Origin of the sequence: Rhodococcus parequi, from assembly GCF_046042785.1 — a bacterium.
Taxonomy (GTDB): Bacteria; Actinomycetota; Actinomycetes; order Mycobacteriales; family Mycobacteriaceae; genus Prescottella; species Prescottella parequi.
Window position 1 is genome coordinate 238,332 of record NZ_JBDLNV010000001.1, and the last position, 26,834, is coordinate 265,165.

Consider the following 26,834-nt stretch of genomic DNA (forward strand, 5'->3'; position numbering starts at 1 on the left):
GGCGGTAACAGTACTGAATAGGTTATGTTGTTCGACCTGAGACATATTTCTTAATCTTTGGAGGTGTTCGTGAATCCGTTGTCGAGGAACGGGGGCGTCCGCGCCCGTCGTGCCGGCCTCTTCACGGTTGCTGCCACGACGGTCGCGCTCGTCGCGGCCGGATGCAGCAGTGGTAAGTCCGACGAGGCCCCGGCGGCTCTCGAACCCGGGCAACTGCTTTCGGTCCAGGAGTTGCGCGGTGCGCCTGTGCTCCCCAGTGCCGGCCGGAGTGAACTCATCACCTACGTGTCGCAGAACGCGCAGGGTGACCCCGTGGTGGTGTCCGGATCGGTGTCGATTCCTGGTACGCCCGCCCCGGACGGCGGCTGGCCGGTGCTCAGCTGGGCGCACGGCACCACCGGTGTGTCCGACATCTGTGCGCCGTCGAACGACACCAGCGACGGTCCGGCGCACGACTACCTGGGCGGCGTCGACGCCGTACTCGACAGGTACGTCGCCGACGGCTATGTCGTGGTGCAGACCGACTACGTGGGCATGGGCACACCCGGTGGCCACCCGTACATGGACGGCGGCACGGAGGCGAACGCGGTCGTCGACATCGTCCGCGCGAGCCGCGAGCTCGACGACTCCATCGGCAACCAGTGGTACGCGATGGGGCACAGCCAGGGCGGCCACGCCACGCTGTTCACCGCCGCGCAAGGCGCCGAGCGCGCACCCGAACTCGACCTGGGCGGGGCGGTCGCCATCGCCCCGGGCAACGAGACGAGCGCGACGCCGCAGTACCTGGCGTCGGGTGACCCCGCGGTCGCCCCTGCCCTGGCCTTCCTGCCGCTGATCCTGCTGGGTGCCGAGGCCGCGGATCCGTCGATCGTCGCCGATTCGTACGTCACGCCGGAGTCGCAGGTGCTGCTCACCGCCGCTCGTACCGGTTGCGTCGGTCAGATCCGCGACGTGATCGGGTCGGTGCCGGTCGACAAGGCGTTCGCGCCGGGCGCCGACATCGACAAGCTCGTGACGTACCTGAAGAAGCAGTCGCTCGGACAGCTGACGCTCACGGTTCCGACGCTGGTGCTGCAGGGCACCGCCGACACCCTCATCGCGGAGCCGGGCAGTCGGGCAGTGGTGCAGACGTTGTGCAGCAACGGTTCCGAGGTCGCCTACAAGACCTACGAGGGTGCCGATCACCGGTCCGCCGTGCCGCAGTCGTTCGACGACGCCGAACAGTTCTTCGGCGCGCTGCAGGCAGGGGAGACGCCGGCCGGCCTCTGCTAGAAGGGTCCGAGCAGCCGTGTCGAAGACGACGGTGGCACACCGGGCCGGTGTGTCGGTGGTCGAGCCGATGTTCTGCAGTGTCACGAGGATCGAGTCTCCGAAGGTGCGCACGTCGCCCTGGCTGGTCACCCTCGCCGCCGCCGGTGCGGCGCCGAACATCCCGGCCACGGCCGGTGCGCCCCCGGCGACCGTCACGGTGTGCCGCCGACGAATTTGGGTCATGACGTGACGCCCCTCCCGTTCGCCCGACCTGCGTGGTCTCCACTGTGGCATGCGGCGCCGGGAGGGCGTCGGCGACCGGAAATCAGATCTTGATCCGCTCCTCGCCCGCATACACGTTCATGCTGTCGCCGCGCAGGAATCCGACGAGTGTCATACCGCGGTCTCGGGCCAGGTCGGCGGCCAGCGACGACGGCGCCGACACCGCGCCGAGGACGGGGATCCCCGCCACCGCAGCCTTCTGTGCGAGTTCGAACGACGCCCGGCCGCTGACGATGAGGACGGCGTCGGACAGCGGAACGCGACCCGCGGTGAGCGCCCAGCCGAGCACCTTGTCGACCGCGTTGTGCCGCCCGACGTCCTCACGGAGCGCGAGCAGCGCGCCGTCGGCGGTGAACAGGCCGGCCGCGTGCAGACCACCCGTCGCATCGAACACGCGCTGGCCGCTGCGCAGGGTTGGGGGCATCGACCACAGGGCCGTCGTGGTCACCTCGAGAGCGTTGTCGGACAGGGGATATCGGCTCCGCACCGCGACCTCGTCGAGGGACGCCTTGCCGCACACGCCGCACGCCGACGTCGTGAGGAACTCCCGCCGTCCGCGGTTCCCCGGATCCGGCACCCCGGGGGCGAGGGAGACGTCGAGGACGTTGTACGTGTTGGCGCCGTCCGCGTTGACACCGTCGCAGTAGCGCACCACCTCGACGTCGTCGGCGGCCTCGACGATCCCCTCCGTCAGCAGGAACCCGTGGACCAGGTCGACATCGTTTCCGGGGGTGCGCATCGTGACGGTGAGGGACCGCCCGCCCAGGCGGATCTCCAGGGGCTCCTCGACGGCCAACGCGTCGGGCCGGCGCCGGGTGCCCTCCGGCGTGATGCGCAGGACCGGTCGGCGGGCGGTGATCCGGCCCATCTAACGGTCCCCGGTCGGTTCGAGTCGCACGACGATCGCTTTCGACGCCGGCGTGTTCGACTTGGCGGCAACGTGATCGAGTGGGACGAGCGGGTTGGTCTCGGGATAGTAGGCGGCGGCGTTGCCGCGCGGGGTGCTGTACTCCACCACCCGGAAGTCGTGGACCCGGCGTTCCTCGACAGTGCCGTCGGCGGTTGTCCACTCCGACACCAGGTCCACCGGCTGACCGTCACGCAGACCCATCTCGGCGATGTCGTGGGGGCTGACGAACACCACCCTGCGACCGTTCTTGACGCCGCGGTAACGGTCGTCGAGACCGTAGATCGTGGTGTTGTACTGGTCGTGGCTGCGCAGGGTCTGCAAAATCAACCGCCCGGGCGGTGTGGGCGTCCACTCGAGCGGGCTGACCGTGAAGTTGGCGCGGCCGGTGTGGGTGCGGAACTCGCGCGAATCCCGTGGGGGATGGGGGAGTTGGAAGCCGTCGGGCCGACGGACCCGGGTGTTGTAGTCCGTGCAGCCCGGGACGACCCGGGAGATCGAATCCCGGATCCGGTCGTAGTCCCCCTCGAACGTCGACCACGGGACGGGATGGTCGGCGCCGAGCAACTCGCGCGCGAGCCCGCAGACGATCGCCACCTCACTGCGCAGGTGCTCGCTGACGGGCTTCAGACGTCCGCGCGACAGGTGCACCATCGACATCGAGTCCTCGACCGATACCAGCTGCTTACCCGTGGCCTGGACGTCGAGGTCGGTGCGGCCGAGGGTCGGCAGGATCAGCGCGGTGCGCCCGTGCACGACGTGGCTGCGGTTGAGCTTGGTCGAGACCTGCACCGTCAGTTCGCAATTGCGCAGTGCCTGTTCGGTGGCGGCGGTGTCGGGTGTCGCCGCGACGAAGTTGCCGCCCATCGCCATGAACACGAGCCCGCGGCCGTCGCGCATCGCGCGGATCGCGGCGACGGTGTCCCAACCGTGCGTGCGAGGGCTCTCGATGGAGAACTCGGCGTCGAGCGCGGCGAGGAACTCCTCGGGCATCTTCTCCCAGATGCCCATCGTCCGGTCGCCCTGCACGTTCGAGTGCCCGCGGACCGGACACACCCCGGCGCCGGGCTTGCCGATCATGCCGCGCATCAGCAGCAGGTTCACGGCCTCCTGGATGGTGGCGACCGCGTGCGTGTGCTGCGTCAGCCCCATCGCCCAGCAAACCACGGTCCGCTGTGACTGCGCGAGCGCGCGTGCGGTCTCGTCGAGTTGGCCCCGCGTCAGACCGGTCGCCAGCGCGACGGTGTCGAGATCGACGTCCCGCATGTGGGCGGCGTAATCGTCGAAGCCGGCGCAGTGCGCCTCGACGAACGCGCGGTCGACGACCGTGCCGGGGGACCGGTCCTCGGCCTCGAGCAGTAGTCGGCCCAGGCCCTGGAACAGCGCCATGTCGCCGCCGAGACGGATCTGCAGGAACTCGTCGGCGATGTCGACGCCACGGCCGAGGACGCCGCCCACCTTCTGGGGGTCCTTGAAGCGGCGCAGTCCCGCTTCGGGCAGTGGGTTGATCGCGATGATGCGGGCGCCGTTCGCCTTCGCCTTCTCCAGGGTCGAGAGCATGCGCGGGTGGTTGGTGCCGGGATTCTGGCCGGCGAGCAGGATGAGATCGGCCTGTTCGAGATCGGGCACCGACACCGATCCCTTTCCGATGCCGATGGTCTCGGTCAGTGCGCTGCCCGAAGATTCGTGGCACATGTTGGAGCAGTCCGGCATGTTGTTGGTGCCGAAACTGCGGATCAGCAACTGGTACAGGAACGCTGCCTCGTTGCTGGTCCGCCCGGACGTGTAGAACACCGCTTCGTCGGGGCTGTCGAGCTTGCGCAGGTGGTCCGCGATGAGCCGGTACGCGTCGTCCCACTCGATCGGTTCGTAGCGGTCGCTGCCGGGGCGGACCACCATGGGATGCGTCAGCCGGCCCTGCTGACCGAGCCAGTAGTCGGTGCGGTCGGCGAGCGCGGAGATCGGGTGCGCCGCGAAGAACTCGGGCGTCGCGGTCCGCAGCGTCGCCTCCTCGGCGACGGCCTTGGCGCCGTTCTCGCAGAACTCGGCGGGCTTGCGGTGGCCGGGCGTCTCGGGCCACGCGCAACCCGGGCAGTCGAACCCGTGGCGCTGGTTGAGCCGGGTGAGGGTGCGCGCGGTGCGGGAGACACCCATCTGCTCGACGGCCCGCTCGAGCGACACCAGTACTGCGGTGACTCCGGCCGCGTAGTCCTTCGCGTGGTCGACGACGAGAGCGTTCTCGTCGATGTCCTCCCGGGGCCCCGTGCGCGTCATGACCCCATACTGGCCCGATTCGGTTCGGTCCGCACGATCCGACGCACCGAACCACCAGGTAGTGTCGGCTAGCCTTACCTTCTCCTGAACGCACCACCACGACACCAAGGGGCCTTCGATGGGTGATCTCCAGTCGCGAGCCGGCGCGATCTCGCGCCGCGGATTCCTGATCGGCAGCACCGGTGCGCTCGTCGCGTTCGCGGCCGCGTGCAGCAGCGGGTCGGGCGACGGCGGCTCGGACGGGGCGTCCGGCGCGACGATCACCCACAAGTACGGCCAGACGACGGTGCCGGAGAACCCGCAGCGGATCGTCAGCGTCGGCTACAACGACCAGGACGCGTTGCTCGCGCTCGGCGCGGTACCGGTGGGCGTCTTCGACTGGTACGGCAACTACCCGTACGCGGTGTGGCCGTGGTCGCAGCCGCTGCTCGGCGACGCCCAGCCGGCGATCATCGGCAGCGCGAGTACCGGCATCGACATCGAGAAGGTCGCGGGCGTCGCACCCGACCTCGTGGTGGGCACCTACTCCGGGCTGACGCAGGGGCAGTACGACAAGCTGTCGGCGCTCGCGCCCACCGTGGCGCAGCCGGCAGGCGTCGCGGACTACGGCGTGCGCTGGCAGGACCAGACCACGATCCTCGGCGAGGTGCTCGGCAAGCAGGACCGGGCCGCCGAACTCGTGACGGGCGTGCAGCAGCGCTTCACCGACGTGGCCGCGGCCAACCCGGCGTTCGCGGGCAAGACGGTTCTCGTCGGCGCCCTCAAGGGGCCCGGCCAGTTCGGTGTGTACGGGCCCGAGGATCCCAAGGTCCGCTTCTTCACCGAACTCGGCTTCGTCAATCCGCCTGTCGCGGAACAGGTGCGCAAGACGAACTTCGCGGAGATCAGCACCGAGCAGCTCTCGCTCGCCGACGTCGACCTGCTCGTCTGGTACGCGGGCGGCGGATTCGGCGACGACCTGCGGGCCGAACTGGCCAAGACCCCGGTGTATCAGACGCTCGACGTCGTCAAGGACGGCCGCACGATCGTCCTCGAGGACGAGGCCGCCGAGGCGATGGCGTGGTCGACGGTGGTGAGCCTGCCGTACGCGCTGGACCAGATCCCGCAACGCATCGCGCCCCTGCTCGCCTGACCCAGCCGGTACGCTCGCGGTCATGGGCGTGAGGCCAGTGACCCGATCGGACATCCCGGCGCTCTCGCGCGCTCTCGCGGAGGCGTTCGACGACGACCCCGTCATGTGCTGGATGTTCCCGCACGACGCGAAGCGGCCCACCGGCATGGCACGGCTGTTCGCCGCCGAGACCCGCTACCACCACCTGGCGGGCGGGGGCGCGGAACTGGCCGAGACACCGGACGGCACGATCGTCGGTGGCGCACTGTGGGATCCGCCGGATCGGTGGAAGCAGTCCAGCTACGACTCGCTGCGGAGCCTGCCCGCCGTCATGCGCGCCTTGGGTGGCCGACTTCGCGTCGGGGCCGAGGTCTCCCACGCCCTCGAATCCGCGCACCCCACCGAGCCGCACTGGTACCTGTCGACGATCGGGACGTCGTCGGCCGGGCGCGGCGGCGGGTACGGGAAGGCGCTGCTGAACTCGCGCCTGTCGCGCTGCGACGCCGAGGGGGCACCCGCCTACCTCGAATCCAGCAAGCACGCCAACATCCCGTACTACGAACGATTCGGATTCGAGGTCACCGGCGAGATCGTGATCCCGAACGGCGGTCCGACACTGTGGAAGATGTGGCGCGATCCACGCTGACTTCGGCGGCGTACCGATCAGTGGTACCAATCAGGGGTGACCTCCACTCCGCAGCTCCCTCTCGGCACACCGTTCGACGACCTCGACGAGTACCTGGCACTGCCCCGCATGTCCGGTCTCGCGCTGTCGCCGGACGGCTCGCGCCTGGTGGTCTCGCAGGCCGTCCTCGACGCCGACAAGACCAGGTATCTCTCGGCGCTGTGGGAGATCGACCCGTCCGGTGAGCGGGGCGCCCGCAGGATCACGTGGGGAGCGAAGGGGGAGTCCGGGGCGGCGTTCACCAGCGCCGGTGACCTGCTGTTCACGGCGTCGCGTCCCGCGGTCGACGAGTCCGACGACGCCCCGAACGCGCTGTGGCGGCTGCCCGCCGAGGGCGGCGAGGCGTCCCGCGTGGCGACGCGCGGCGGGGGAATCTCCGGGGTGCGCGCGGCGCGCTCGGCGCCGCGCGTCGTGGTGTCCACGTCCGCGCTGGGTGACTCCGCCGAGGCCGACGAGCGGATCCGCGGCGAGCGCAAGGACAAGAAGGTCCGGGCGATCCTGCACACGGGCTACCCGGTTCGGCACTGGGACCACGACCTCGGTCCCGACGTCCCGCACCTGCTCGCCGGGGCGACGGACGGCGACGGGGAGATCCCGCTCGCCGACCTCACCCCGACTCCCGGTGTCGCGCTGCGGGAGGCCGACTACGACCTGTCGCCCGACGGCTCGTTCGTCGTGAGCACGTGGTCACTGCCGGGCGTGCTGGGTTCGATGCGCACCGTACTGGTGCGGATCGACGCGGAGACCGGCGAACGCGTCACGCTCGTCGACGACGACGCCGCGGACGTCTCGCGCCCCGTGATCTCCCCGGACGGTGTGAGCGTCGTGTACCTCCGTGAGTCGTACGGCGATCCGGACCGGGCGCCGCGGATCACGCTGTGCCGCTTCGATTTCGCCGACGGTCGCGTATCGGATCTCGCGTCGGACTGGGATCGCTGGCCCACCTCGGCCGTGTGGCTCCCGGACGGGGCCGGACTGCTGATCACCGCCGACGAGCGGGGTCGCGGCCCGGTCTTCGTGCTCCGCGGCGACGGCAACCCGGCGCCGCTGACCACCGACGCCGCCGCCTACACCGATCTGCTGGTCGCGCCGGACGGCTCGGCCGCGTACGCGCTGCGGGCGTCGTACGCGCGGCCGCCGCATCCGGTCCGGATCGCGCTCACCGGCGACGACGCGGGCAGCGTCACGGAGCTGCGCGCGCCGTCCGAGTCGCCGCGGGTGCCGGGCCGGCTCACCGAGGTCGTCGGGCAGGCCGACGACGGCACGCCACTGCGGGCGTGGCTGGCGTTGCCGGAAACCGCGTCCTCCGATGCGCCGGCACCCCTCGTGCTGTGGGTGCACGGTGGGCCGCTGAACTCGTGGAACACGTGGTCGTGGCGATGGAACCCGTGGCTGCTGGTCGCGAAGGGCTACGCGGTGCTCCTGCCCGACCCGGCGCTGTCGACGGGCTACGGGCAGGACTTCGTCCAGCGCGGTTGGGGGCAGTGGGGTCAGGCGCCGTTCACCGATCTGATGGCGATCACCGACGCGGCCGTCGCGCTGCCCGAGATCGACGCGAAGCGCACCGCCGCGATGGGTGGTTCCTTCGGCGGCTACATGGCCAACTGGATCGCCGGGCACACCGACCGGTTCCAGGCGATCGTCACGCACGCGAGCCTGTGGGCGCTCGACCAGTTCGCCCCCACCACCGACGCAGCCTGGTACTGGGCGCGCGAGATGACCCCCGAGATGGCGTTCGAGAACTCGCCGCACCTCGCTGTCGCCGACATCGTCACCCCGATGCTGGTGATCCACGGCGACCGGGACTACCGCGTGCCGATCGGCGAGGGGTTGCGCCTCTGGTACGAACTGCTGTCCGAGTCCGGGCTGCCCGCCGACGCCGAGGGCCGAACCGATCACCGCTTCCTGTACTTCCCGGACGAGAACCACTGGGTGCTCAGCCCCCAGCACGCCAAGGTCTGGTACCAGGTCGTCGAGTCGTTCCTCGCCGAGCACGTGCTCGAGGAGGACGTCCCGCTGCCCGACGTCCTCGGCTGACGGGATGGACGAAACGCGTCCGGAGGTCGGTGAGGGGAAGCCGGCCCGGCGCCCGGTGCCGCTGTGGTGGCGTCTGACGGTCGGTGGGGTGATTCCGCTCCTCGCGGCGGCGGCGTGTCTGGTCGTGCTGTGGAGCTTGGTGCCGCCCGTGGTGTTCTACCCCCTGTACGTGCTGGCGTCGGGGACGCTGATCATCGTCGGCGTCGTGTGGTTGGCCGCGGTCGTGTTCGGCTCGATCCGCTACGGCTGGCGCCGCGTTACGCTCGTCGCGCCCGTCATCGTTCTGGTCACGGTCGGGCTGGCGGCCGTCGAGCTGCCGGGGCGATTCGGGTGGTGGGTATCGAAGGACGACCTGCAGCAGGCCGCGGTCGCGTGCGCGGATCCGGCCGACGGTGCCGATCTCCGATCCCGGCGGATCGGTGTGTACCGGGTGTACTCGGTCCAACGAGTCGGAGATCGCGGGTGTCGATTCACTGTCGAGGGCGGGCTGGTCGACTCCGTCGGAGTTGCCTATCTGCCGGGCGAGCGGCCCTACCTCGGCGACCCCCGCCGCGGCGGGGAAATCGGGTATCGGCACATCGAGGGGGACTGGTACGCGTTCGTCCAGCGATTCTGATCCGCGTTTTGCGCACTTGTCGCGCTTCCGATCCTCGAAATCGCGCGGCAAGTGCGCAAAACGCGGGGGGGAGGAGCGAGGGGTGGAGGAGGCGGCCGAGGGGGTGACGAGCCGGGTCCGGGCGATTCGCGTCCACTGATTACGATTGGGGGGTGACCAGTGCGCCAGAGACTCCCCAGAACCCCGCAGACGCCCTCCCCAAGAGCTGGGACCCCAGCGCGGTAGAGGCCGACTTGTATCAGGGCTGGGTGGACGCCGGTTACTTCACCGCCGACCCGACGAGCGACAAGCCCGGCTACTCGATCGTGCTGCCGCCGCCGAACGTAACCGGTTCGCTGCACATGGGCCACGCGCTGGACCACACGCTGATGGACGCGCTGTGCCGCCGCAAGCGGATGCAGGGCTTCGAGGTGCTGTGGCTGCCCGGCATGGACCACGCCGGCATCGCGACGCAGACCATCGTCGAGAAGCAGCTCGCCGCGGAGGGCAAGAAGAAGGAAGACTTCGGACGCGAGGGCTTCATCGAGAAGGTGTGGGACTGGAAGCGCGAGTCCGGCGGCACGATCCAGGGGCAGATGCGGCGCATCGGCGACGGCGTCGACTGGAGCCGCGACCGCTTCACGATGGACGAGGGGCTCTCCCGCGCCGTCCAGACGATCTTCAAGCGCCTCTACGACGACGGCCTCATCTACCGCGCCGAGCGCCTGGTCAACTGGTCGCCCGTGCTGCAGACCGCGATCTCCGACATCGAGGTGAAGTTCGAGGAGGTCGAGGGCGAGCTCGTCTCGCTGCGCTACGGCTCGCTCAGCGACGACGAGCCGCACGTCATCGTCGCCACCACGCGTGTCGAGACGATGCTCGGTGACACCGCGGTGGCCGTCCACCCCGAGGACGACCGCTACAAGGACCTGATCGGCACCACGCTCGAGCACCCGTTCACGGGCCGCCGGATCCCGATCATCGCCGACGACTACGTCGACCCCGCGTTCGGCACGGGCGCCGTGAAGATCACGCCCGCGCACGATCCCAACGACTTCGAGATGGGCCTGCGGCACAACCTGCCGATGCCCACCATCATGGACAAGACCGGCAAGATCGCCGACACCGGAACGCAGTTCGACGGCATGGACCGCTTCGAGGCCCGCGTCAAGGTGCGCGAGGCGCTCGCCGAGCAGGGCCGTGTCGTCGCCGAGAAGCGTCCGTACGTGCACAGCGTCGGCCACTCGGAGCGCTCCGGCGAGACCATCGAGCCGCGGCTGTCGATGCAGTGGTGGGTCAAGGTCGACGCGCTCGCGAAGGCCGCGGGCGACGCGGTGCGCAACGGCGACACCGTGATTCACCCGGCCAGCCAGGAGCCGCGCTGGTTCGCGTGGGTCGACAACATGCACGACTGGTGCATCTCGCGTCAGCTGTGGTGGGGCCACCGCATTCCGATCTGGTACGGCCCCGACGGCGAGGTGCAGTGCTTCGGTCCGGACGAGACTGCTCCCGAGGGCTGGGAGCAGGATCCCGACGTCCTCGACACGTGGTTCTCCTCGGGTCTGTGGCCGTTCTCCACGATGGGCTGGCCCGAGAAGACCGCCGAGATCGAGAAGTTCTACCCGACAAGCGTTCTCGTCACCGGCTACGACATCCTGTTCTTCTGGGTGGCCCGCATGATGATGTTCGGCACGTACGTGGCCGGCGACGACGCGGTGCAGGGCGGCAAGGTTCCGTTCAAGGACCTGTTCCTGCACGGCCTGGTGCGCGATCAGTTCGGCAAGAAGATGTCGAAGTCGCGCGGCAACGGCATCGATCCACTCGACTGGGTGGACCGCTTCGGCGCCGACGCCCTGCGCTTCACCCTGGCCCGCGGCGCCAACCCGGGTAGCGACCTGGCAGTGGGCGAGGACCACGCGCAGTCGTCGCGCAACTTCGCCAACAAGCTGTTCAACGCCACCAAGTTCGCGCTGATGAACGGCGCTGTCGTGGCCGACCTGCCGGCCCGGGACGCGCTCACCGACGCCGACCGCTGGATCCTCGATCGCCTCGAGCAGGTCCGCGGTGAGGTCGACGAGGCGTTCGAGAAGTTCGAGTTCTCCAAGGCCTGCGAGGCGCTCTACCACTTCGCGTGGGACGAGGTGTGCGACTGGTACCTCGAGCTCGCCAAGCCGCAGCTCGCCGAGGGCAGCGTGTACGCCGACGGTACGAAGGCCGTGCTCGGCAACGTGCTCGACACCCTGCTGCGGATGCTGCACCCGGTGATCCCGTTCGTCACCGAGACGCTGTGGAAGGTGCTCACCGGCGGCGAGTCCGTCGTCGTCGCCGAGTGGCCCGCCGCGACCGGCCTCGCGGTGGATGCCGTTGCGGCGCAGCGTGTCGAGGACATGCAGCGCCTGGTGACCGAGGTGCGCCGCTTCCGCAGCGACCAGGGTCTCAAGCCGTCGCAGAAGGTGGCCGCGCGACTGACCGGTGCCGCGGAGGCCGACATCGAGTCGCAGCTGGCGTCGGTGTCGTCGCTCGCCAAGCTCACCGAGCCGACCGACACGTTCGCGGCCACCGCGTCCGTCGAGGTGCGGCTGAGCCGGGCCACCGTCACCGTCGAACTGGACACGTCGGGCGCCGTCGACCTCGGGGCGGAGAAGAAGCGTCTCGAGAAGGACCTCGCGGTCGCCGAGAAGGAACTCGCCGGCACCACCGCGAAGCTGTCCAACGAGGCGTTCCTCGCGAAGGCCCCCGACGCGGTCGTCGACAAGATCCGCGCTCGCAAGCAGGTGGCGCAGGAGGAGATCGCGCGCATGTCGGCACGTCTGAAGGAGCTGGGCGGAGCGTGAGTACCGAACGTCCGGGCGCACCCGACCCGGTCGACCTCGCCGAACTCGCGCTCGTCGAAGCGGAGCTCGACAAGCGCTGGCCCGAGACCAAGATCGAGCCGTCGCTGACACGCATCTCCGCGCTGATGGATCTGCTCGGATCCCCTCAGCACAGCTATCCGGCCATCCACGTCGCCGGCACCAACGGCAAGACGTCGGTGACGCGGATGATCGACGCGCTGATGACGCACTTGCACCGCCGGACCGGCCGGACGACCAGCCCGCACCTGCAGCTGGCGACCGAACGGATCAGCATCGACGGAGCGCCGATCTCGGTCCGCACCTACATCGACACCTACCGCGAGATCGAGCCGTACATCCGGATGATCGACCAGCAGTCCGAGGCTGCCGGCGGCCCCGCGATGAGCAAGTTCGAGGTCACCACGGCGATGGCGTACGCCGCGTTCGCCGAGGCGCCCGTGGACGTCGCGGTCGTCGAGACCGGGCTCGGCGGCAAGTGGGACGCGACCAACGTCATAGACGCGCAGGTCGCGGTGATCACCCCGATCGGCCTGGACCACGTCGACTACCTCGGCCCCGATCTCGCGTCGATCGCGGGGGAGAAGGCCGGAATCATCAAGAAGGGCCGCGAGAGCGGCGTCGAGGGCGTCGCACCGGTCGACACCGTCGCGATCATCGCCGAGCAGGCGCCCGAGGTCATGGACGTCCTGCTGCGGCAGGCCGTCGACGTCGACGCGGCCGTGGCGCGTGAGGGATCCGAGTTCCGGGTGCTGCGCCGACAGATCGCGATCGGGGGCCAGCAGCTCGAACTGCAGGGACTCGGCGGCGTATACGACGACATCTTCCTGCCGCTGCACGGCGAGCACCAGGCGCGCAACGCGTCGCTCGCGCTCGCGGCAGTCGAGGCGTTCTTCGGGGCCGGCCCGGACCGTCAGCTCGACGCCGACGCGATCCGTGCGGGCTTCGCGTCGGTCGTCAATCCCGGACGGCTCGAGCGGGTCCGTAACGCGCCGACCGTGTTCCTCGACGCCGCGCACAATCCGCACGGCGCGCAGGCACTCGCTGCCGCGCTGTCCGCGGAGTTCGACTTTCGCAAGCTCGTGGGTGTCGTGAGCGTCATGGGCGACAAGGACGTCGACGGCATCCTGTCGGCGCTCGAACCGGTCTTCGACGAGATCGTCGTGACCCACAACGGCTCCCCGCGCGCCATGGACGTCGAGGACCTCGCGAACCGTGCGGTCGCGCGGTTCGGTGACGAACGAGTGGTGGTGGCGTCCAGCCTGCCGGACGCCCTGGAGACCGCGATCGGGTTGGCCGAAGAGGTCGCCGAACCGGGTGAGGCAGTATCGGGAGCGGGAGTCGTCGTCACGGGGTCCGTCGTGACCGCCGGCGTCGCCCGATCCCTGTTCGGAAAGGACCCTGCGTGAGCGACAACCCGGAACCCGAGTTCCGTGCCCCGGTGAACGATCCGTGGAAGGGGTTCCGCGGCGTGATGGCCGGCACCCTCATCCTCGAGGCCATCGTCGTGCTGCTGGCCCTGCCGGTCGTGGCGGTCGTCAACTCGACGGGTCTGACGTGGGCGTCGGGCCTCTACATCTGTGTTCTGGCGCTGCTGATGATCCTGGGCGCCGGCGTGCAGGGGAAACCGTGGGCGATGAAGTACAACCTGGCGCTCCAGGTTGCGACAATCCTCGGCTTCTTCATCGACATCTCGCTGGGCGTGATCGGTGTGCTGTTCGGCGCGGTGTGGCTGTACATCGTGTACCTGCGGAAGGACATCTCCGAGCGCATCGCGCGGGGTCTGCTGCCCGGACAACGAGACTGACCGTCTAGGCTGTTCGCCGTGACTGAGCGCACCCTGGTACTGATCAAGCCCGACGGCGTGGCCCGCGGCTACGTCGGCGAGATCCTCTCCCGCATCGAACGCAAGGGCTTGACCATTGCGGCGATGGAGATGCGGACCGCGCCGAACGACGTGGCCGCCACGCACTATGCAGAGCACGAGGGCAAGCCCTTCTATCCGGGACTGCTCGAGTTCATCACGTCGGGTCCGCTCGTCGCGGCGGTCCTCGAGGGCCCGCGGGCCATTGCGGCGTTCCGCCAGATCGCCGGCGGCACCGACCCGGTCGAGAAGGCTGTTCCCGGCACCATTCGCGCCGACCTGGCGCTGGACGGCGGACAGAATCTGGTCCACGGATCCGATTCCGTGGAATCCGCCGAGCGCGAGATCGCGCTCTGGTTTCCCCAGCTCAACCGGGCCTGAGATCCCCAACCTCCGGACGCTCCCGGGCCTTCGTGCCCGCGGAGCGTCCCTTCGTTTCGTCACCTATCGGTGCGCCGCTGGGCAGACAAACCGCTGCCGTGTGGGATACTGGGGGAGGCCGGACCGCAATTTGGTTCTACGCGGATTCGGCCGGATGACACCCACGGAACGAAGCCCGTCATCGCTGTCGTATCAGCGCAGGTAATCCCTGCCACGTGCGGCACGCTGGATGAGCAGGCGCTCGTACCGTGACGATCAGGCGCACGCGCCGTGGATCTTCGCCATCCAGCCAGGCACCGCGCGATTCTGCAGTGATAACGGACACTGCGGAGCACGTGGAGCGAGACCAGACAATCTCGTACCCGAGGTGCGAGTACACAACCATCGCCCCCGTGCGGCCGCGTCACATCCGATCGACAGACGGATGGACGCGCCCGGGGGCTCGAGGAGAATACGTGGCCGATCAAGCGCCGCCCGAAAACGTGCAGGAACCGATCGCGGAAGCGGCGGTCGAAGCGAGTGCCACCCCGGCACTGCCCGAGAAGATCCGCGCGCACGCGCTGGCCAAGCTTCTCGGTGTGACGAGCAAGCAGGTCCTCGCGGAGGCCGCCGCGCTCGGCACCGAACTGCGCAGCGCGCAGTCGAGTCTTTCTCGTGAGATCGCCGAACGGATCCATGCCACCGTGACGGGCGCGTCCGCCGCGCCCGAGCAGGTCGCCGAACCAGTTCCCGACGCCGGGACCGAGACCGCCGGGACCGAGACCGCCGGAGAGCAGGTCGCGGCGGAGACCGCTCCCGCCGAGAAGCCAGCCCCCCGCAAGCGCGCCCGCAAGAAGGCTGCTCCCAAGGCCGCGAAGGTCGTCGAACCTGCCGAGTCGGCCGAGGCCGCCGAGTCGGCTGCCGCCCCGGCCGAGGCCGTGGAGACCCCCGGCGCGGGTGAGTCGCTGTTCACCAGCGCGGCCCCGACCGCCGAAAGCGATGAGGCCGCCGCTCCCGCGGTCGTCCAGGCGCCGTTGTTCCTGCAGCCCGAGGCCGCCGCGGAGCCCGCGCCGCGTCGTCGTCGCAGCCGCCGGGCCGCCGCCGCACCCGAGCCGACCGAGGTGGCCGAGGCGACCGAGAAGCCCCAGGAACCGAAGGCCGAGGCCCCCGCCGAAACCGCGACCGCCGAGACCGCCGCCGAAGCCACCACCGAAGCTGTCGACGACGAATCGGGCGATACCGATGGTGGCGACCAGCAGCGCCGCCGTCGCCGGGGCCGTCGTGGCCGCGGCCGCGGTCGTGGTGAGCAGCAGTCCGAGGGCGAGACCGAGGACAGCCAGAAGACCGAGGACGCCGCCTCGGAATCTGCGGGCAAGGACGCCGCGGACAAGGATGCAGCGGACAAGACGGCGACCGAGGACGACGCCGAGAGCGCTGAGGGCGAAGCGTCGGAGTCCGAGGACGACGGTGACGGTTCGAGCCGTCGCCGACGTCGTCGCCGCCGTCGTCGCAGCGGTGCCGACGGTGAGGTCGCCTCCGAGGACGACCCGCCGAACACCGTCGTGCACGAGCGCGAACCGCGAAGCAAGCCGCGGACCAAGGACGAGGTTCAGGGGATCAGCGGATCCACCCGACTCGAGGCGAAGCGTCAGCGCCGCCGCGACGGACGCGACGCCGGTCGTCGCCGTCCGCCGATCCTGAGCGAGTCGGAGTTCCTGGCCCGCCGCGAGGCGGTCGACCGTGTCATGGTCGTCCGCGAGAAGGTCGGCGGCGCCAACCCGGCGGCGTCGACGCAGGTCGCCGTCCTCGAGGACGGCGTGCTCGTGGAGCACTTCGTCACCGGGTCGTCGTCGACGTCGATGGTCGGCAACGTCTACCTGGGCCGCGTCCAGAACGTGCTGCCCAGCATGGAGGCCGCGTTCATCGACATCGGTCGCGGACGTAACGGCGTCCTGTACGCGGGCGAGGTCAACTGGGAGGCAGCCGGTCTCGGCGGTCGCGAGCGCAAGATCGAACAGGCCCTCAAGCCGGGCGATCAGGTGCTGGTGCAGGTCAGCAAGGACCCGGTGGGACACAAGGGTGCCCGCCTGACCACGCAGATCAGCCTGGCCGGGCGATTCCTCGTGTACGTGCCCGGCGGAACCTCGACCGGCATCAGCCGCAAGCTGCCCGACACCGAGCGCAAGCGTCTCAAGGAGATCCTCCGCGAGATCGTGCCGGCGGACGCCGGTGTGATCATCCGGACGGCATCCGAGGGCGTCAGCGAGGAGGAACTGGCCCGCGACGTCACCCGTCTGCAGACGCAGTGGACGACGATCGAGGAGCACGCAGCCAAGGCGAAGGACGGCAAGTCCGGTTCGCCGCAGGCGCTCTACGAGGAGCCCGATCTCCTCGTCAAGGTTGTCCGCGACCTGTTCAACGAGGACTTCTCGAAGCTCGTGATCGAGGGCGAGAAGGCCTGGAACACCGTCGAGACCTACATCAAGACGGTGGCGCCCGATCTGCTCTCGCGCGTCGAGCGGCACGATCCTGCGCCCGGCACCCCGGACGTGTTCGAGACGCATCGCATCGACGAGCAGCTCGCGAAGGCGCTCGACCGCAAGGTGTGGCTGCCGTCCGGCGGCACTCTGGTGATCGACCGCACCGAGGCGATGACCGTGGTCGACGTCAACACCGGCAAGTTCACCGGTGCCGGCGGCAACCTCGAGGAAACCGTCACCCGGAACAATCTCGAGGCCGCCGAGGAGATCGTGCGGCAGATGCGCCTGCGGGACATCGGCGGCATGATCGTGATCGACTTCATCGACATGGTGCTCGAGTCGAACCGCGATCTGGTGCTGCGCAGGCTCACCGAGTCGCTGGGCCGGGACCGGACCCGCCACCAGGTGTCCGAGGTGACGTCGCTGGGCCTGGTCCAGGTCACGCGCAAGAAGCTCGGAACCGGGCTTGTCGAGGCGTTCTCGACCACGTGTGAGCACTGCCACGGCCGCGGCATCATCGTCCACACCGAGCCGGTGGAGGCGAAGTCCTCCGACGACGGTGGACGCGGTCAGGGACAGGGCAAGGAGTCGGGCGGCGGGGGTCGCAAGAAGCGCGGCCGCGATCGTGCGGCGGCATCGACCCCCACCCCGACACCGGAGGCCGAGTCCGACGGTCAGCACGTGCACCCGTCGCCCGAGGAGGCGGCCGTGGACGCGACCGTCAAGCGGGCTCACCCGGTCGCGCTCGCGATGGCGTCGCACCATCCCGAGCATGAGACGGCCGAGGAATCGACCTCCGTGGAGGCGACCGCTGCATCCGACGAGGCTACGCAGGCCCCTTCGATAGAGGCGGCGGAGCCGGCGCCGGTCGCGCCCGCACCTGCCGAACCGGATACCACTCCGGACCTGCAGAAGGTCACGGCGTCGGCGCCCGAGCCCGCACCCGAGTCGGAGGGGGCGACGCCGCGTCGGCGACGGAGCCGGCGGGTCTCCCGCGCCACGGCCGCACCGGCAGGGGACACCCCCGAGTCGGGAACGGTGTTCGTGATGTCGGCCACGGAGCCCGCTCCGTCGACCGAACCCTCGCCCGCGCCCACGCCGGCGGTCGAGGTCGCGGAGGCGACCCAGGCGCCCGACGGCGAGGCCCCCAGCGAGCCTGCAGCCGAACCGCGTAAGCCGCGTCGGCGCCGTGCCGCCGCGCGTCCCGCCGGTCCTCCGGTGGACGCCGACGCTTGATTCGTCCCGTGGTGTTTCGCCGCCCGTCAGGTACGGGCGGTGAAGTACCACAGCGGGAACGGTGTTGCGTCAGTTTGACCCTGACGCCCACTGTCCCGTAATCTTGACCGGTCGCTACCCGGCGATACCGCTCTGCTGCGCCCACTTCGGGCCTACCACGGGCGCGCAAGGGGTAGCCGCCACACCAGACCAGTCGCGCAGCAACGAAAGCCTCACGGCAGCGGCGCGAGCACGTTCGAAGTAGCAAGGGGTAGCCGTCCGATGGCAACGTACGCGATCGTCAAGACCGGCGGAAAGCAGTACAAGGTCGCTGTTGGTGACCTCGTCAAGGTCGAGAAGATCGAGGGTGAGCCCGGCACCGCTGTCTCGCTTGCCCCGGTCCTCGTGGTCGATGGGTCCGAGCTGACCACCGACGCCGACAAGCTGGCGAAGATCTCCGTGACCGGTGAGGTCGTCGAGCACACCAAGGGCCCGAAGATCCGGATCCACAAGTTCAAGAACAAGACCGGCTACCACAAGCGCCAGGGTCACCGTCAGAAGCTGACGGTCCTCAAGGTCACCGGCATCAAGTAGCTCGACCTTTTCACCGATTCAGCTTTCACCGATTCCTGGGAGGGACTCGACATGGCACATAAGAAGGGTGCATCCAGCTCCCGTAACGGTCGCGATTCAAACGCACAGCGACTCGGCGTGAAGCGCTTCGGCGGCCAGTCCGTCAGCGCCGGCGAGATCCTGGTGCGTCAGCGCGGCACCCACTTCCACCCCGGCGTCAACGTCGGTCGTGGCGGTGACGACACCCTGTTCGCTCTCGCTGCGGGCGCCGTCGAGTTCGGCACCAAGCGCGGGCGCAAGACCGTGAACATCGTTCCGGTCGCGGCAGAGGCCTGAGCCTGCTGCCAACTGTGATCCGGACTCCTATCGTCGCGAGACGCTGACGAGTCCGACATCGCATCCGATCTCCCAATAGGGGCGGGCCAGGGTCTCACAACCCTGCCCGCCTCTATTGTTGTTTCCAGAGCTTGTTGTTCCAGAGCGGTGCGCTCGCTACGTTCGCGCCGCGCATTCTCCGCCCGAAGTATTGACTGAGGAAGGATCCGGCAGTCATGTCCCGATTCATTGACCGCGTGGTGCTGCACGTCAGCGCCGGAAAAGGCGGCAATGGTTGCGCCTCCGTCCACCGCGAGAAGTTCAAGCCGCTCGGCGGCCCCGACGGTGGCAACGGTGGTCGCGGCGGAGATGTCGTGCTCGAGGTGGACCGCAACGTCCACACCCTTCTCGACTTCCACTTCCATCCGCGCGCCAAGGCGACCAACGGCACGCAGGGCATGGGCGGCAACCGCGAAGGCGCCAACGGCTCGGACCTGATCCTCAAGGTGCCGGACGGCACCGTCGTCGTCGACAAGGACGGTGAGGTCCTCGCCGACCTGATCGGCGTGGGGACCCAGTTCGTCGCGGCTCGTGGTGGCCGCGGCGGCCTCGGCAACGCCTCGCTGGCGTCGAAGGCGCGCAAGGCCCCCGGCTTCGCGCTGCTCGGCGAGGAGGGCGAGGCGGGCGACCTGATCCTCGAGCTCAAGTCCGTCGCCGACGTCGGCCTCGTCGGGTTCCCGTCGGCGGGCAAGTCGTCGCTCGTGTCGGTGCTCTCGGCCGCGAAGCCGAAGATCGGCGACTACCCCTTCACGACGCTGCAGCCCAACCTGGGCGTCGTGTCCAGTGGTGACACGACGTTCACCGTCGCCGATGTGCCGGGCCTGATCCCGGGCGCCAGCGAGGGACGCGGACTGGGTCTGGACTTCCTGCGCCACCTGGAGCGTTGTGCGGTTCTCGCGCACGTCGTCGACTGTGCGACGCTGGAGCCGGGCCGTGACCCGATCTCCGACGTCGACGCCCTCGAGGCCGAACTGTCGGCCTACCAGCCCGCGCTCAAGGGCGATGCGAGCCTCGGCGACCTCGCCGACCGTCCCCGGATCGTGATCCTCAACAAGGCAGACGTCCCCGAGGCTGCCGAGCTCGCCGAGATGGTGACGCCGGACTTCGAGGCGCGCGGCTGGCCGGTGTTCACGATCTCGGCCGTCAGCCGGGACGGTTTGCGGCCCTTGACGTTCGCGCTCGCGAAGATGGTCGCCGAGTACCGCGAGGCGCATCCGCCGGCGGAGCCGAAGCGTCAGGTGATCCGTCCGATCGCGGCCAAGGAGACCGGGTTCGACGTCATCGCCGATCCGGACAACCCGGGTGGCTTCATCGTGCGCGGCGTCCAGCCCGAGCGTTGGGTGCGGCAGACCGCGTTCGACAACGACGAGGCCGTCGGCTACCTCGCGGACCGTCTGGCTCGCCTCGGTGTCGAGGACGCATTGGTCAAGCAGGGTGCCGAGCCCGGTGCGTTCGTCACCATCGGCGACGTCGGATTCGAGTGGGAGCCGCAGACTGCGGCGGGTGTCGACATCGTCCGCACCGGTCGTGGCACCGATGCCCGCCTCGACCAGGACGAGCGCATCGGCGCGGCCGAGCGTAAGCACGCGCGCCGTGTGCGCCGCGGACTCGACAGCGAGGATCCCGAAAACCGGTGAGCGAGACCAGAGCGTCCATCGCGTCCGCGCGCAGCATCGTCGTCAAGATCGGATCGTCGGCCTTGACGAGCCTGATCGGTGGCCTCGACGTCGGGCGGCTCAACCTGCTCGCGGATGCGCTCGAGGCGCGGATGCGGGCCGGCTCGGACGTCGTCGTGGTGTCGTCGGGCGCCGTCGGGGCGGGTCTCGCTCCGCTCGGATTGACGCACCGCCCACGGGATCTCGCAACGAAGCAGGCAGCAGCCAGCGTCGGCCAGTTGGCGTTGGCACACGCGTGGGGCACGTCGTTCGCGCGGTACGGGCGCACCGTCGGTCAGGTATTGCTCACCGCCGACGACATCGCCCGGCGCACGCAGCACCGCAACGCGCAGCGCACACTCGACCGGCTGCGGGCCCTGCACGCGGTCGCGATCGTCAACGAGAACGACACCGTCGCCACGACGGAACTCCGGTTCGGTGACAACGACCGGCTCGCCGCACTCGTCGCGCACCTCGTCGGTGCGGACGCCCTGGTGCTGCTCTCGGATGTCGACGGTCTCTACGACGGCGATCCCCGAAAGGGCGGCGCCACACTGATTCCCGAGGTGAACAGCCCCGAGGATCTCGACGGTGTGGTGGCCGGGTCCGGGGGAGCGCTCGGCACGGGCGGCATGGCGTCCAAACTGTCGGCGGCCCGGTTGGCGGCCGATTCGGGGGTGCCGGTGCTGCTGACCGCGGCGTCCGATGCAGCGACGGCGCTCACGACGGCGGATGTCGGGACCGTGTTCGCGGCCCGGCCGCACCGAATGTCTGCCCGCAAGTTCTGGGTCCGGCACGCCGCGGACACGCAGGGCGCGCTGCACCTCGACGCGGGTGCCGTGCGCGCCGTCGTCGATCGTCGGCGCTCGCTGCTGCCGGCCGGCATCACCGCCGTCGGGGGCAGGTTCTACGGAGGCGACGTCGTGTCGCTGGTCGGGCCGGAGGACCGCCCCGTCGCGCGTGGCGTGGTGGCGTACGACTCGACGGAGATCGAGGAGATGCTGGGCCGCTCGACCGCGGATCTGCCCGCCGACATGCACCGTCCCGTCGTGCACGCCGACGACCTGGTGGCGCTGTAGCCCGTCAGCCCGGGAGCGCGGCGACGAGGGACTGCAGGACGTCCGAACAGCCCTGCTCGACCTTGAGCGTCGCGAACTCGTCGCCCCGCGTGGTGCCGCGGTTGACGATGACGATGGGCAGCCCGTCGCGGGCGGCGCGGCGGACGAAGCGCAGGCCCGACATCACGGTCAGCGACGACCCGGCGACCAGCAGGGCGTCGGCGCCGGCGACCATCTCGAACGCCGCGGTCACGCGCGGCTTCGGCACGCTCTCGCCGAAGTAGACGATGTCGGGCTTGAGCATGCCGCCGCACTCCGCGCAGTCCACCATCCGGAAGTGGTCGGTGGTTTCGATCACGGCGTCGGCATCGGGCGCGATCTCGACACCGGTGGCGGCGGCGACGGTGGCGGCGAAACCGGGGTTGGCGGCGTCGAGGCGGTCGGCGAGAGCCATCCGCGACATGCGTGCGCCGCAGTCCAGGCAGCGCACCTGCGCGTAGCTGCCGTGCAGGTCGATGACCTGCCGGGTGCCCGCCTTGGTATGCAGCAGGTCGACGTTCTGGGTGATGACGCCGTGCACGACGCCGGCCCGTTCGAGGGCAGCGACGGCGCGGTGCCCGGTGTTGGGGCGGGCGGCATCCATGAACCGCCAGCCGAGATGGTTGCGGGCCCAGTAGTGGCGGCGGAACGAGTGATCGCCCACGAACTGCTGGTACGTCATCGGGTTCCGCGGCGGCGAATCGGGGCCGCGATAGTCGGGGATCCCGGAGTCGGTGGAGATTCCCGCCCCGGTCAGCACGCACACGCGGCGGCCGTGGAGCAGCTCGAGCATTCGGTCGATCACCCGATCCAGGGTAGGCGTGTCCGATCCGTTCAATCCCCGCCGGTGGTCGGCGTCGGAGACTGATCGCCATGACCACAGTGAACCCGATTCCCGACGGATACCGAACCCTGACGCCGTACTTGGCGGTGCCCGACGGCGACGCCGCACTGGACTTCTACGTCTGCGGCCTCGGCGCGGTGATCGTCGACCGGATGGACGCCCCGGACGGCACCGTGATGCACGCCGAGATCCGGATCGGCGACTCGATGCTCCAGTTGTCGCAGGAGATGCCCGACTTCGGGCTGAAGGCGCCCGAGCAGGGCTGGGTGCACTCGTCGCTCGTGGTGTACGTCGAGGACACCGACGCGTTCGTCGACTCGGCGTTGCGGGCCGGTGCCACCCTGGTCACGCCCGTGGCCGACGCGTTCTCGGGTGATCGGCACGGGGTGTTCCTCGATCCGTTCGGGCACCGCTGGGCCGTCTGCACCCGGATCGAGGACGTCCCGCCGGCCGAGGTGGCGCGCCGGGCGCGGGCGCTCTTCTTCCCGGACCCGGTGTCCTGACCGCGACACGGCGGCGTCGAATTCGCGGGAAACGCCACCGTGGGCGACTTCACTCTCTATCGTGACCAAATTGGACGTATGTCCACGTCGGCGCGGATCCGGAGCGCCGTCCACCCTCGGTCCCCGCAACGAGAGAGCTCTTCATGGTGTCCACATCTCCGCCCGGTGGGTCCGGCGCTGCCACGCGCCGGGCCCACGTCGTCCGTACAGTTCTCGCGCTGCTGGTCATCGCGCCGCTCGCGATCGCCGGCTTCTACATGTGGGCGCTGTGGAATCCGGGCGACACCGTGAACAGGCTGCCGGTCGCGATCGTCAACGCGGACGCGGGCGCCGACCTCGACGGGACCCGGATCGTCGCGGGCGACGACGTGGTGGCCGCGCTCGTCGACAGCGGCGACGTCGACTGGAAGGTCGTCTCGGCCCAGCAGGCGCAGGACGGCGTCGACGACGGCCGCTACTACTTCTCCGTCGTGATCCCGGAGACGTTCAGCGCGGACGTCGCGAGCGCCGCCGGCGGCGACGGCCGCAAGGCCCGGCTCGACGTCGTCTACAACGACTACAACAGCCTCGTCGCGACCCCCGTGGGGGAGAGCGTCGTCGCGCAGGTGCGCTCGGCGGTGTCGGAGTCGATCGGTGAGCAGTCGGTCGACCAGGTCCTCATCGGCCTCGGTGATCTGGGCAAGGGTTTCGGTGAGGCCGCGGCCGGTGCGCAGCAGCTCTCGGCGGGCACGAAGGACGCCCTCGCCGGCACCAACGAACTCTACGCGGGCAGCAAGGAACTCTCGACCGGCCTCGGCGAGGCGAACCAGGGCGGAAAGGAACTCGCTGCCGGCGCCGGCGAACTCGCGACGGGTGCCGATCAGGCGGCGGCCGGCTCGGGCGAGCTGAGCTCCGGCCTGAACCAGCTGGTGGGTGGCACCGATGAGCTGGGTGCCGGTGCGAAGCAGATCAGTGAGCTCGTGGACACGGTCACCGGACCGCTGCTCAGCATCCTCGGCGAGCAGGGTGACATCCAGTCCCAGCTCGTGGAGCTGCGGGACGGTGCGCGCGAACTCGCGCGTCAGCTCACCGATCCGGCAGCCGACTACCGCGGCGGGCTGATGTCGGCGGCCGCGGGTGCCGGGGAGCTGAACAGCGGGCTGGGCGAGCTGTCGTCGGGAGCGCACCAGCTGAGCGCCGGCGCCGGCGAGCTGTCGTCGGGGCTCGGCCAGTTGAACACCGGCGGCGTCCAGCTCCGTGACGGACTGGGGCAGCTGTCCACCGGCATGGGTCAGCTCGACAGCGGCAGCAACGAACTCGCGACGGGGCTGACCGACGGCGCCGCGCAGGTTCCCCAGTTCACCGACGAGCAGCGGGCCACCACCGCCGGGCTGCTGTCGGCGCCGGTCGCCGTCGAGGAGACGTACGCGTACCCGGCCGCCGGATTCGGGCCAGGCGCGGTGCCGGCCGTGATGTCCGTGTTGTTGTTCCTCGTCGGAATCCTGATCTGGTTCGTCGTCCGCCCGCGTCGGGGAAGCCCGCAGCGCGTGCACGAGAACGTGATCCGGGAGGGGCTGCGCCGGTACCGGGTCCCCGCGGCCGTCACCCTCGTCGCGGCCCTCGTGGCGTCGGTGGTGTCACTCGTCGTCGCCGACGCCGATCCGCCGAGTGCCCTCGCGCTCACCGCGGTCATGATCCTGGTCGGTGCCGCCGCGGTGGCTCTGGGCCGGCTCTTCACGGTGGTCTTCGGGGCAGTGAACGGTACCTTCGTGGCGTTGGGCGCGTTGATGATCCAGATCTTCGCCTTCGGTGCCGTGTACCCGATCGAGCAGATGCCGGCGCCGCTGCAGTGGCTGCACGCCCTGATGCCCTTGACGTGGGCGCGTAACGCCTTGCGGATGGTCCTGGTCGGCTACTACGGGCCGCGGTTCTGGACGGCTGTCGCGGCCCTCGTCGCGCTGATCGTCGTCGCCGTCGCGTTCACCGTCTGGTGGCGCCGCCGGCAGGAACCGGACGTGCAGGAGGTTCCTCCGGCGGACGATCCGACCGTCGTCATGGAGCGCGTCGGCTGACTCGCCGCAACAGTCGGGGCCCGGTCGACGTATTCGACCGGGCCCCGACTGTCGTTCCGAATCCCGTTGTCCGAGATCCGTTTGCCACGTATCTACGAGGCGGCGCGCTCGTTCTCGTCGAGGGTGACGAGGGGGTACACGCCGTTCTCGTCGTGCACCTCGCGTCCGGTGACCGGAGGGTTGAACACGCACAGCATGCGCATCTCGGTGACCGGCTCCACACGGTGCCGCTCGTGCCCGTTCAGCAGGTACATCGTGCCCGGGCGCAGCTGGTACACCTCGCCGCTGTCGAGGTCGGTGAGGATGCCGTCGCCCTCGACCAGCCACACCGCCTCGATGTGGTTGGCGTAGTGGAACTCGTTGACCGAGCCGGCCCGAATCACGGTCTCGTGGAAGGAGAATCCGACGCCGTCACCCGCGAGTACGATGCGCTTGCTGCGCCAGTTCCCGTCCTCGCTGGTGATGTCGCGGTCGGTGTCGGTGATGTCGTCGGTGGTGCGAACGATCATGAAAGCTCCTCTCGTCGCTATGTTGTCGGATGGTTCGGAGGCGTCAGGCGAAGACCTTGGCGGTGGCCTCGGCGAGAATGCTCAGGCCGTGGTCGAGTTCGGCCTCGGTGATGGTCAGCGGCGGCAGCAGCTTGACCACCTCGTCGGACGGACCCGAGGTCTCGGCGAGCAACCCCTCGTCGAATGCGATTCCGCACACCTTGACGGCCATACCGGGATCCGCGAAGACGAGACCCTGTACCATGCCGCGGCCGCGGGTGCTGACGCCGTCGAAGGTCTGCGCCAGGTTCGAGAAGATCTGGCTGATCCGCTCGCCCTTCGCGAGCGTGGACTTGTGGAGCGCGTCGTCGGCCCAGTAGTGGTCGAGGGCCGCGGTCGCAGTCACGAAAGCCGGGTTGTTGCCGCGGAAGGTGCCGTTGTGCTCGCCCGGCGCCCACAGGTCGAGCTCGGGCTTGAAGAGCGTGAGCGCCATCGGCAGGCCGTAGCCGCCGATCGACTTCGACAGGGTCACGATGTCGGGGGTGATCCCGGCGACCTCGAAGGAGAAGAACGGGCCGGTTCGGCCGCAACCCATCTGGACGTCGTCGACGATGAGCAGGATGTCGCGCCGCTGGCACAGGTCGGCGAGTGCCCGAAGCCATTCGGGCCGCGCGACATTGACGCCGCCCTCGCCCTGGACGGTCTCGACGATCACCGCGGCGGGACGGTTGAGCCCGCTGCCGGAGTCGTCGAGCACGCGCTCGAACCATTGAAAGTCCTCGGTGACTCCGCCGAAGTAGTTGTCGAACGGCATGGGGGTGGCGTGCACCAACGGAACACCGGCACCCGCGCGCTTCATCGAGTTGCCGGTCACCGACAGTGCGCCCAGCGTCATGCCGTGAAAAGCGTTGGTGAAGTTGATGATCGACTCGCGGCCGGTGGCCTTGCGGGCGAGCTTCAGTGCGGCTTCGACGGAGTTGGTGCCGGTCGGTCCGGGGAACTGGACCTTGTAGTCGAGCCCGCGGGGCTCGAGGATGTTGCGCTGGAAGCTCTTCAGGAACTCCCGTTTGGCGACGGTGGACATGTCCAGGCCGTGTGTGATGCCGTCGCCGGCGATGTAGTCGATCAACGCCTGCTTCATCACGGGGTTGTTGTGCCCGTAGTTGAGGGCGCCGGCGCCCGCGAAGAAGTCCAGGTACTCGCGTCCGCCCTCGTCGCGAATCCACGCACCGGATGCGGATTCGAACACGGAGGGCCAGTTGCGGCTGTAGCTCCGCACCTCGGATTCGAGCGATTCGAAGATGCTGGTCTCGACTGTGGTCATGGGTGCTCCTT

The 26,834-nt window shown here is 69.5% G+C and carries 22 protein-coding genes; 17 read left to right on the forward strand and 5 right to left on the reverse strand.

The features are described 5' to 3' along the window. Positions 1 to 69: 69 nt before the first annotated feature. Both ABEU20_RS01100 and ABEU20_RS01105 read left to right on the forward strand, forming a co-directional pair. Positions 70 to 1,272, forward strand: coding sequence for a lipase family protein (locus tag ABEU20_RS01100; RefSeq protein WP_456300323.1), 1,203 nt, complete (start codon positions 70 to 72; stop codon positions 1,270 to 1,272). A 16-nt stretch (positions 1,273 to 1,288) separates the two neighbouring features. After that, positions 1,289 to 1,501, forward strand: a complete 213-nt coding sequence (locus tag ABEU20_RS01105) for a hypothetical protein (protein WP_420162556.1) — start codon at positions 1,289 to 1,291, stop codon at positions 1,499 to 1,501. A 75-nt stretch (positions 1,502 to 1,576) separates the two neighbouring features. Here ABEU20_RS01105 and fdhD read toward each other — a convergent pair whose 3' ends face one another. Next, positions 1,577 to 2,401 (reverse strand): formate dehydrogenase accessory sulfurtransferase FdhD, encoded by an 825-nt coding sequence (gene fdhD / locus ABEU20_RS01110; RefSeq protein ID WP_420162557.1) that lies wholly within the window; start codon positions 2,399 to 2,401, stop codon positions 1,577 to 1,579. Further along, a complete protein-coding gene (locus ABEU20_RS01115; protein WP_420162558.1) occupies positions 2,402 to 4,714 on the reverse strand; it encodes an FdhF/YdeP family oxidoreductase in 2,313 nt (770 codons plus the stop codon). Positions 4,715 to 4,832: 118 nt separating this feature from the next. On the opposite strand from ABEU20_RS01115, the gene ABEU20_RS01120 reads away from it, so the two are divergent. From ABEU20_RS01120 to proB, 13 genes are all read left to right on the forward strand, one after another. Beyond that, positions 4,833 to 5,846 (forward strand): iron-siderophore ABC transporter substrate-binding protein, encoded by a 1,014-nt coding sequence (locus ABEU20_RS01120; protein ID WP_420162559.1) that lies wholly within the window; start codon positions 4,833 to 4,835, stop codon positions 5,844 to 5,846. Positions 5,847 to 5,868: 22 nt separating this feature from the next. Further along, positions 5,869 to 6,471 (forward strand): GNAT family N-acetyltransferase, encoded by a 603-nt coding sequence (locus tag ABEU20_RS01125; protein ID WP_420162560.1) that lies wholly within the window; start codon positions 5,869 to 5,871, stop codon positions 6,469 to 6,471. 36 nt (positions 6,472 to 6,507) lie between these two features. Further along, entirely contained in the window at positions 6,508 to 8,547 is a 2,040-nt protein-coding gene (locus ABEU20_RS01130; protein ID WP_420162561.1) for an alpha/beta fold hydrolase, read from the forward strand. 4 nt (positions 8,548 to 8,551) lie between these two features. After that, positions 8,552 to 9,163: a hypothetical protein gene (locus ABEU20_RS01135; protein WP_420162562.1), complete on the forward strand. Its 612-nt coding sequence runs from the start codon at positions 8,552 to 8,554 to the stop codon at positions 9,161 to 9,163. Positions 9,164 to 9,315: 152 nt separating this feature from the next. Further along, positions 9,316 to 11,976: a valine--tRNA ligase gene (locus ABEU20_RS01140; RefSeq protein WP_420162563.1), complete on the forward strand. Its 2,661-nt coding sequence runs from the start codon at positions 9,316 to 9,318 to the stop codon at positions 11,974 to 11,976. After that, complete coding sequence (gene folC / locus ABEU20_RS01145; RefSeq protein ID WP_420162564.1) at positions 11,973 to 13,403, forward strand: bifunctional tetrahydrofolate synthase/dihydrofolate synthase; 1,431 nt, start codon at positions 11,973 to 11,975, stop codon at positions 13,401 to 13,403. Before ABEU20_RS01140 ends, folC begins: the two co-directional genes overlap by 4 nt. Further along, the gene (locus tag ABEU20_RS01150; RefSeq protein WP_420162565.1) at positions 13,400 to 13,801 is read left to right on the forward strand and encodes a DUF4233 domain-containing protein; all 402 of its coding nucleotides are present in this window, start codon (positions 13,400 to 13,402) and stop codon (positions 13,799 to 13,801) included. The genes folC and ABEU20_RS01150 overlap by 4 nt, the downstream gene beginning before the upstream one ends. Positions 13,802 to 13,819: 18 nt before the next feature. Continuing rightward, entirely contained in the window at positions 13,820 to 14,239 is a 420-nt protein-coding gene (gene ndk, locus ABEU20_RS01155) for a nucleoside-diphosphate kinase (RefSeq protein WP_420162566.1), read from the forward strand. 455 nt (positions 14,240 to 14,694) lie between these two features. Continuing rightward, entirely contained in the window at positions 14,695 to 17,934 is a 3,240-nt protein-coding gene (locus ABEU20_RS01160; protein ID WP_420162567.1) for a translation initiation factor IF-2 N-terminal domain-containing protein, read from the forward strand. Positions 17,935 to 18,195: 261 nt separating this feature from the next. Continuing rightward, complete coding sequence (rplU, locus tag ABEU20_RS01165) at positions 18,196 to 18,507, forward strand: 50S ribosomal protein L21 (protein ID WP_005512259.1); 312 nt, start codon at positions 18,196 to 18,198, stop codon at positions 18,505 to 18,507. A 51-nt stretch (positions 18,508 to 18,558) separates the two neighbouring features. Then, the gene (gene rpmA / locus ABEU20_RS01170; RefSeq protein WP_013416501.1) at positions 18,559 to 18,822 is read left to right on the forward strand and encodes a 50S ribosomal protein L27; all 264 of its coding nucleotides are present in this window, start codon (positions 18,559 to 18,561) and stop codon (positions 18,820 to 18,822) included. A 215-nt stretch (positions 18,823 to 19,037) separates the two neighbouring features. Then, a complete protein-coding gene (gene obgE, locus ABEU20_RS01175) occupies positions 19,038 to 20,498 on the forward strand; it encodes a GTPase ObgE (RefSeq protein ID WP_420162568.1) in 1,461 nt (486 codons plus the stop codon). Then, positions 20,495 to 21,595, forward strand: coding sequence for a glutamate 5-kinase (gene proB, locus ABEU20_RS01180; RefSeq protein ID WP_420162569.1), 1,101 nt, complete (start codon positions 20,495 to 20,497; stop codon positions 21,593 to 21,595). The genes obgE and proB overlap by 4 nt, the downstream gene beginning before the upstream one ends. Before the next feature lie 4 nt (positions 21,596 to 21,599). Here the strand turns inward: proB and ABEU20_RS01185 are convergent, their stop codons facing one another. Next, entirely contained in the window at positions 21,600 to 22,418 is an 819-nt protein-coding gene (locus ABEU20_RS01185; protein ID WP_420162570.1) for an NAD-dependent protein deacetylase, read from the reverse strand. 68 nt (positions 22,419 to 22,486) lie between these two features. Between ABEU20_RS01185 and ABEU20_RS01190 the strand changes: the two genes are divergently transcribed. Then, entirely contained in the window at positions 22,487 to 22,960 is a 474-nt protein-coding gene (locus tag ABEU20_RS01190; protein ID WP_420162571.1) for a VOC family protein, read from the forward strand. Positions 22,961 to 23,103: 143 nt separating this feature from the next. Beyond that, positions 23,104 to 25,011 (forward strand): YhgE/Pip family protein, encoded by a 1,908-nt coding sequence (locus ABEU20_RS01195; RefSeq protein WP_420162572.1) that lies wholly within the window; start codon positions 23,104 to 23,106, stop codon positions 25,009 to 25,011. Between the two features lie 92 nt (positions 25,012 to 25,103). Here ABEU20_RS01195 and ABEU20_RS01200 read toward each other — a convergent pair whose 3' ends face one another. Next, the gene (locus ABEU20_RS01200) at positions 25,104 to 25,520 is read right to left on the reverse strand and encodes an ectoine synthase (RefSeq protein WP_420162573.1); all 417 of its coding nucleotides are present in this window, start codon (positions 25,518 to 25,520) and stop codon (positions 25,104 to 25,106) included. A gap of 43 nt (positions 25,521 to 25,563) precedes the next feature. Next, positions 25,564 to 26,823, reverse strand: coding sequence for a diaminobutyrate--2-oxoglutarate transaminase (ectB, locus tag ABEU20_RS01205; protein WP_420162574.1), 1,260 nt, complete (start codon positions 26,821 to 26,823; stop codon positions 25,564 to 25,566). Between the last annotated feature and the right edge of the window lie 11 nt (positions 26,824 to 26,834).